Below are 8,551 nucleotides of genomic sequence, written 5' to 3'. Positions count from 1 at the left end.
TCATTTTCTGCTACTAGTTTAGCAGTAATTATTTCTCTTAATGCCACTACATTTGGCATATTTGTGTATTTTGTAAAACGACGTAATCCCATTAACATCATACGTTGCTCATCACCTTCAGCAAAAGAAATAATGCTTTCTTTTCCTTTTTGGTTTACAATATCAACGGCTTTGTACAAGTAAAGTTTAGCCATTGCAATTTGCTCTTGAACTTTATCTTCCCCTTCTTTTTTAGCTAATTTCTCAGTTCTTAAGATAGTACTTTCTGCCATGTAAACTTCAATCAGCATATCCGAAGCAGCCATTAATAATTGTTGGTGTGCATCTAAGTCAGCTCCAAATTTTTGAACAGCACTACCAGCAACCATCAAGAAAGATTTCTTTAAGTTTTTGATGATTTCTTTTTCCTCAGCAAATAATTCAGAGTAGTCTGGTGTGTCAAATGATGGAATTCCCATCAACTCTTCAGATACTTTCATAGCAGGTCCTAATAAATCAACGTGCCCTTTCATTGCTTTTTTAATTAACATACCTACTGAAAGCATTCTGTTAATCTCATTTGTACCTTCGTAAATACGAGCAATTCTTGCATCTCTCCAAGCACTTTCCATAGGAGTATCTTCAGAGAATCCCATACCCCCAAAAATTTGAATTCCTTCATCAGAACAGTTTTGAACATCTTCTGATACAGCAACTTTCAAGATTGAACATTCTATTGCATATTCTTCAACCCCTTTTAATTCAGCTTCTTGATGAGAAGTTCCTTCTGCTTCACGAGCAATGATTCTGTCTTCAATATCTTTTGCTGCACGGTAAGAAGCACTTTCTCCTGCGTAGCAAGAAGTTGCCATCTCAGCTAATTTAGAACGAATTGCACCAAATTGAGAAATAGCTGTATTAAATTGGATTCTTTCATTAGCATATTTTACAGATCCTGTAATTACTCTACGTTGTGCATCAAGACAAGCTGCTGCCAATTTAATTCTTCCTACGTTAAGTGCGTTCATCGCTATTTTAAAACCATTACCTCTTTCAGATAACATGTTTTCAACAGGAACTTTAGTTTCGTTAAAGAAAACCTGACGAGTAGATGAAGCACGAATTCCTAGTTTATGCTCTTCTTCACCCATTGAAATTCCGTTGTTATCCGTATTTTCAACGATGAAACCTGTAATGTTTTTATCATCACCAATTCTAGCAAAAACAATAAACAAGCTACAGAAACCTGCATTTGATATCCACATTTTTTGACCAGTGATAGAATAATGTGTACCATCTTCAGATAAAACTGCTTTAGTTTTTCCTGAATTTGCATCAGATCCAGCTCCTGGCTCCGTTAGGCAATAAGCACCAAACCACTCTCCTGAAGCAAGTTTAGGTACGTATTTTAATTTTTGCTCCTCAGATCCATATAATGTGATTGGCATAGTACCAATACCTGTATGAGCTCCAAAAGCAGTTGAGAACGATCCAGTTGCTCCAGAAATGTAATCGCACACTAACATAGTTGATACAAACCCCATTCCTAATCCACCGTAAGCTTCAGGAACTGCAACTCCTAAAAGTCCTAGTTCACCTGCTTTTCTCATGGATTCTTCTGTGTAAGCGTAATCCTTTTTTTCAAAACGATCTTTGTGAGCCCACAATTCTTTGTCTACAAACTCTTTTACAGAGTCACGCATCATTAATTGCTCTTCTGTAAAATCTTCAGGTGTGAAAATATCTTCACATTTTGTTTCTTTAACTAAAAACTGACCACCACGGGTTACGTTTTTTTCAATTGTATCTGCCATTTTTCTTTTTTTTTTAGAGAAAAGAGAATAGAATATAGAATTATAGATTTTGAAAGATCTATTATTTTAGACCGTTTTGAAAACCCATTGTCATTCTTTGAAATTCTTCTATTTTAATTTCTAATTGATTAAATTTTGTTTCGTTTATATATTTTCTATGCTTTGCAATTAATAATTGCGTTATCAGTTCAAAAGATGATCCTAAAGAGATGTCTAAAAAATGACTGAAAGATTTATCTGTTCTAGAGGATCCTTCAGCTATATTACTAGGCATTGAAACAGAACATCTACTAATTTGGGAACTTAAATCATACCTTTCATGCGGTGGAAATTCTATTAATAAATCTGAAATCTCATTTGCAATGGTTATCCCAAGTTGCCAAATTTTCAGATTTTTATAGTTGTGCCTCATATCAAGTCTGATTCTAAGTCTATGTTCTTTATTCTTTATTCTTTATTCTTTATTCTTTATTCTGTTCTATAACAACTCGTAAACACCTGCAGAACCTTGACCAGTCCCTACACACATGCTTACAATTCCGTACTTGCTTCCTCTACGTTTCATTTCATCAAACAGTTGTACTGATAATTTTGCTCCAGTACATCCTAGTGGATGACCTAATGCAATGGCACCTCCATTTACATTAATGATTTCTGGATTTAAGTCTAATTCACGGGTTACAGCTAATGCTTGAGAAGCAAAAGCTTCGTTTAACTCTATTAAATCAATATCATTAATTGTCAAACCTGCTTGTTTTAATACTTTTGGAATTGCTTTTACTGGTCCAATACCCATAATTCTAGGCTCAACTCCTGCCGAAGCGAAATTTACCAAACGAGCAATTGGTTCTAAGTTGTACTCTTTTACCATTTCTTCGCTCATGATCAAAACAAAAGCAGCACCATCACTCATTTGTGATGAGTTTCCTGCAGTTACACTACCATTTGCTTCAAAAACAGGACGTAATCCAGCCAAAGCTTCTTTTGATGTACCAGCTCTTGGACCTTCGTCTTTATTTACAACGTATGATTTGGTTTCTTTTTTTCCGTTTTCATTAAGGAATGTTTGTTCCACCGTAATAGGAACAATTTGCTTGTCAAATTTACCTTCGGCTTGTGCTTGCAAAGCTTTCATGTGAGAGTGGTATGCAAATTCATCTTGATCCTCACGAGATACTTTAAATTGTTGTGCTACTGCCTCAGCAGTAAGACCCATTCCCCAGTAGTAATCCTCGTTTCCAGCTTTTGCAACAGCATAATCCGGAGTTGGTTTGTAACCTCCCATTGGGATAAAACTCATGCTTTCAGCTCCACCTGCAATAATACAATGTGCCATACCTGATTGAATTTTAGCCGTAGCCATACCAATAGTTTCCAAACCAGAAGCACAATATCTGTTTACAGTAACACCAGGAACATCTTCTACTTTTAAACCCATTAACGAAATAAGTCTCGCAACGTTTAGTCCTTGTTCTGCCTCTGGCATTGCATTTCCTACCATTACGTCATCAATGCGTGTTTTATCAAAACTTGGCAACTCATTCATCATAAATTCGATGGTTTCTGCTGCTAATTCATCAGGACGTTTAAATCTGAACACTCCTTTTGGGGCTTTCCCCACGGCTGTTCTGTATGCTTTTACTATATAGGCTGTTTTCATAACTAGTATTTTGAATTTTGACTCGTAAATTTTTAAACGATAATAAGTTTTAATTTATAAGTCTTAATTTATTGTTTAAAATTAATTTCTCAACGGTTTCCCTTTGGTCAACATAAATTGGATTCTTTCTAATGTTTTTCTCTCTGTACATAATGATAAGAAAGCTTCTCTTTCGATATCCAATAAATATTGTTCGCTTACTAGTGTTGGCTCAGATAAATCACCACCTGCCATTACGTAAGCTAGTTTATTAGCTATTTTTTTATCATGTTCAGAGATGTATTTTCCAGCTTCCATTTGATCTGTACCTACTAAGAACATCCCAAGAGCTTGTTTTCCTAGTACTTTTACATCCTTTCTACGTATTGGTTGTGTGTAACCAGCTTCGGCCATCAAGAGTGCATGTTTTTTTGCTTCTGCAATCTGTCTGTCTTTATTGATTACAATGATATCTTTACCATGTTGAAGTAATCCAGTGTCAAATGCTTCATATCCTGATGTAGATACTTTTGCCATTGCAATAGTCAAGAAATATTCTTGCAGTACATTTAACTCCACATCATTTTTATGGAATAAATCAGAGGCACGCATAGCCAATTCTTTAGATCCACCACCGCCAGGTATAACCCCAACACCAAATTCAACTAATCCCATATAGGTTTCTGCTGCAGCAACAACTTTGTCAGCATGCAAACTCATTTCGCAACCACCACCAAAAGTCATTCCGTGTGGTGCTACTACAACTGGAATTCCAGAGTAACGTACGCGCATCATCGTGTCTTGGAACATTTTGATAGCCATATTCAACTCATCATACTCTTGCTCCACAGCCATCATGAAAATCATTCCAATATTGGCACCTACAGAGAAGTTTGCTGCTTGATTACCAATAACCAATCCTTGATATTCTTTCTCAGATAAATCAATTGCTTTATTGATAGCTTGTAAAACATCACCACCAATTGTATTCATTTTAGATTGGAATTCTAAATTCAAAATTCCGTCTCCTAAATCTTGGATGATTGCACCGCTGTTACTCCAAACTTTTTTGCTTTCGCGAATGTTATTTAGGATAATAAAGGCGTCTTGTCCCGGAACTTTTGTTTGTGTTTTACTTGGAATATTGTAGAAAAACGTTGTACCTTCTTTTACTGAATAAAAACTAGTATTTCCAGAAGCTAACATATCATTTACCCATGCAGCAGGAGCTAAACCTTCTGCCTTCATGATTTCAATTCCTTTTTCAACACCTATAGCATCCCAAATTTCAAATGGTCCATTTTCCCATCCAAAACCGGCTTTCATAGCATCGTCTATCTTGTAAAATTCATCTGAAATTTCAGGAACTCTGTTAGATACATAAGCAAATAACCCAGCAAAACTTTTTCTGTAAAATTCACCAGCTTTATCTTTCCCTTTTACAAGTACTTTAAAACGGTTGATCGGTTTATCAATAGTTTTGGTAAGTTCAAGTGTTGCAAAAGATGCTTTTTTTGCAGCTCTATATTCTAATGTATCTAGATCTAAGGTTAAGATGTCTTTACCTTCTTTTTTATAAAATCCTTGTCCTGTTTTGCTACCCAACCATTTGTTTTCCATCATGGTGTTTACAAACCCAGGAAGTTTAAACAAGTCGTGTTGCTCATCATTTGGACAGTTTTCATAAATACCATTGGCAACATGAACTAAAGTATCCAAACCTACAACATCAACAGTTCTAAAAGTAGCCGATTTTGGACGACCAATAACAGGCCCAGTCAATTTATCTACTTCTTCAATAGTAAGTCCCATTTCTTTTACCAAGTGAAACAAACTTTGAATTCCATAAATTCCAATTCGGTTTCCAATAAACGCTGGAGTATCTTTGGCCAAAACCGAAGTTTTTCCTAAAAACTTCTCTCCATAAACCGTAAGAAAATCTAAAACCTCTGTGCTTGTTTTTGGTCCAGGAATGATTTCAAATAATTTCAAGTAACGCGCTGGGTTAAAAAAGTGGGTTCCACAAAAATGTTTTTGAAAATCTTCACTTCTTCCTTCACTCATAAAATGAATAGGAATACCAGAAGTGTTAGAAGTTACTAATGTACCTGGTTTTCTAAATTTCTCAATTTGTTCAAAAACTAATTTTTTAATATCAAGTTTTTCAACAACAACCTCAATAATCCAATCTACACCAGCAATTTTTGCCATGTCATCTGTTGTATTACCAGTTGAGATTCGATTTGCAAATTTTTGACTGTAAATAGGAGATGGCTTTGATTTTAAAGCTGTAGCTAAACTATCATTTACCAATCGATTTCTAACAATTTTACTCTCTAGTGTGAGTCCTTTTTTTGCTTCGGCATCCGTCAATTCTCTTGGGATAATATCCAAAAGCAATACTTCAACTCCAATGTTAGCAAAATGACAAGCAATTCCAGATCCCATAATTCCGGATCCTATTACTGCAACTTTTTTGATGGTGCGTTTCATACTTCGTTTATGTTTGTTTTTTTAATTTGTAATGTTTTATCTGTCTGATTATATATTAGATTCTAATTGAACTGTTTCCTTAATTTCTAATTTTTCAACAGTTGTGTCAAGTGTGTGGGTGTTGTTAAAAATGTTTTTTTCTACAATTAATTCGTTAATTACATCCGCAACTTCAACAAAATGTTGTAGTTTTTCTTCAGAAATTGATTTGCGTACAGCATCATTAAATTTCAGAACTGTATTTTTTGAAAGTTCTCTTTTTTCTTTTCCAAATTCTGTTAAGTAAATCAATACTCCACGTCCATCCTCAGGATTTTTCTTGCGTATAATTAATCCCTTTTCCTCCATTGATTTAAGAGTTCTTGTTAAGCTTGTGGCTTCCATTCCCATTTTAGGTCCTAAAGAAGTTGATGGAGTTCCACCTTCTTTATCAATACTCAACAATGCAAAACCTGTTGCCATACTTGCATCATATTTTGATGCTTCTTCGTTATACATTCTGGCTACTGCTTGCCATGTTGCTCTTAATATGTAATCTATTGTTTTATCTTTCATGGGAAACTATATCGATTTCAAATATAATAAAAAAAATACTATGCACGCATAATAAAAGTGTTTTTTTTATTAAAAATTTATTAAATATAAAAAAACATTCTTGAATATGAGAACTTTATAAGGTAAAGTGTCTTGTAATGGGTTGTAGTCTATATGTTGTTATAATCAGACAAAGCCTTATTTTTAGGCCAAAAAAAAGCCACAAGTAAAACTTATGGCTGATAATGGGTAACATTATATTTTAATTTAAAATCCTTGATAAGGTTTTAAGACATTATATTAATTGTAAATTTTATTAAATAAGTCAGCATATTTTTGTAAAACTATTTTTCGTTTTAATTTTAGAGTAGGTGTGAGTTCTCCTCCTTCTATAGACCAAATATTTGGAGTGAGTTCAAAACGTTTTATTTTCTCCCAATTTCCAAACTTTTCATTCAAAGTATCAACTTCTTGTTGAATACGTTCTATTACTTTTTCATTGGCTACAATAGCTTCATTGCTGTTACCTAATTCAATTTTATGAATTAAAGCCCATTCTTTAATAAAATCAAAACTAGGTTGAATAAAGGCACCTGGCATTTTTTGTCCGTCACCTATTACCATGATTTGCTCGATAAAACGGGATTGTTTCATGGTGTTTTCAATAAGTTGTGGGGCAATGTATTTTCCGCCTGAGGTTTTAAACATTTCTTTTTTACGATCTGTTATTTTCAAGAATCCGTCTTTGTCAAATTCCCCTATATCACCCGTATGAAAGTAGTTATCTGTAATAACTTCGCTTGTTAGTTGTGGGTCTTTGTAATAGCCCATCATCACATTAGGGCCTTTACATAAAATTTCACCATCTTCAGCAATCACTACTGATACGTTGTCAATAACTTTTCCTACTGTACCAACTCTAAAACCTTTATTTCTTAAATCATTTACAGAAATTACAGGAGAAGTTTCAGTTAAGCCATATCCTTCCATAACAGGGATTTCTGCTGCTGCAAAAATTCTGGCTAGTCTTGGTTGTAATGCTGCACTACCAGATACCATTAAGTCAAGTTTTCCACCTAAACCTTCTTTCCATTTGCTAAAAATTAGTTTTCGAGCAATTTTAAGTTGGAACTCATACCAAAATCCATTTTTGCCGTAAGGCTCATAAACAAGACCTAAATCAATAGCCCAGAAAAAAAGTTTTTTCTTAATTCCTGTGAGTTCTGTTCCTTTGGCATAAATTTTATCATATACTTTTTCAAGAAGTCTAGGAACGGCAGTAATTACAGTAGGTTGCACCTCTTTGATGTTATCACTGATGCGCTCAATAGATTCTCCAAAATAGATGGATACACCATAATATTGGTATAAATAAAGGATCATTCTTTCAAAAATATGACAAATAGGAAGGAAGCTCAATGCTCTACTTTTTCCTGCTTCAAAAGGAATTCTTTTGGCGCTATCTAAAACATTAGAAACTATATTTTGATGGGATAACATTACGCCTTTAGGTCTTCCTGTTGTTCCAGATGTGTAGATAATTGTGGCTAAATCCTCTGTTTTAACATCGTTTTTGCGTTGCTCTACTGTATCTTGAAGACTCGTGTCCTGACCTAGAACTAGCAATTCTTTCCAGTTTGCACATCCTTCTATTTCATTAAAAGAGTAAACACCTTTTAAAGTTGGAACGTTTTTTTGAATCAAACGTAATTTTCTTAAAACTTCTGTATCAGATACAAAACAGTAAATAGATTCAGAGTGGTTTAAGATATATTCGTAATCATCTTCGGCAATTGTAGGATAAATAGGCACAGTTTGAGCACCTGTTTGCAATACTCCTATATCCATAGTGTTCCATTCAGTTCTATTATTGGTAGAAATGATAGCAATTTTATCATTTTTTTGTATCCCTAACTGAATTAATGCACGTGATATGGCATTTGCATTAGCAATGTATTCTTGAGTAGAGGTTTTAATCCATTCTCCATTTTGTTTGGTAACCAACGCATCTGGAATAGATGTATATTTTTCTTGTTGGTAGTAAGGGAAATCAAAGAGGCGGGTGATATTTATCATTATGGAAATATTGTTT

At 34.2% G+C, this 8,551-nt stretch carries 6 protein-coding genes; all 6 read right to left on the bottom strand.

Going from position 1 to position 8,551, the window contains the following annotated elements:
- The coding region (locus FPG59_RS11355; protein WP_086454717.1) for an acyl-CoA dehydrogenase family protein at nucleotides 1-1,793 on the bottom strand (1,793 nt) is incomplete at its 3' end.
- 61 nt (nucleotides 1,794-1,854) lie between these two features.
- Nucleotides 1,855-2,205: a four helix bundle protein gene (locus tag FPG59_RS11350; protein ID WP_086454716.1), complete on the bottom strand. Its 351-nt coding sequence runs from the start codon at nucleotides 2,203-2,205 to the stop codon at nucleotides 1,855-1,857.
- A gap of 66 nt (nucleotides 2,206-2,271) precedes the next feature.
- The gene (locus FPG59_RS11345) at nucleotides 2,272-3,453 is read right to left on the bottom strand and encodes an acetyl-CoA C-acyltransferase (protein ID WP_086454715.1); all 1,182 of its coding nucleotides are present in this window, start codon (nucleotides 3,451-3,453) and stop codon (nucleotides 2,272-2,274) included.
- Nucleotides 3,454-3,534: 81 nt separating this feature from the next.
- On the bottom strand, nucleotides 3,535-5,925 hold the full coding sequence (locus FPG59_RS11340; RefSeq protein WP_086454714.1) for a 3-hydroxyacyl-CoA dehydrogenase/enoyl-CoA hydratase family protein: 2,391 nt from the start codon (nucleotides 5,923-5,925) through the stop codon (nucleotides 3,535-3,537).
- A gap of 48 nt (nucleotides 5,926-5,973) precedes the next feature.
- On the bottom strand, nucleotides 5,974-6,480 hold the full coding sequence (locus FPG59_RS11335; protein WP_230156015.1) for a MarR family winged helix-turn-helix transcriptional regulator: 507 nt from the start codon (nucleotides 6,478-6,480) through the stop codon (nucleotides 5,974-5,976).
- A 279-nt stretch (nucleotides 6,481-6,759) separates the two neighbouring features.
- Nucleotides 6,760-8,535, bottom strand: coding sequence for a long-chain fatty acid--CoA ligase (locus tag FPG59_RS11330; protein WP_086454713.1), 1,776 nt, complete (start codon nucleotides 8,533-8,535; stop codon nucleotides 6,760-6,762).
- Between the last annotated feature and the right edge of the window lie 16 nt (nucleotides 8,536-8,551).

This window comes from Flavobacterium sp. FPG59 (assembly GCF_002150205.1).
Lineage (GTDB): Bacteria > Bacteroidota > Bacteroidia > Flavobacteriales > Flavobacteriaceae > Flavobacterium.
Note: the sequence above shows the minus strand (reverse complement) of the source record. Positions and strands in the feature narration are given on the sequence as shown.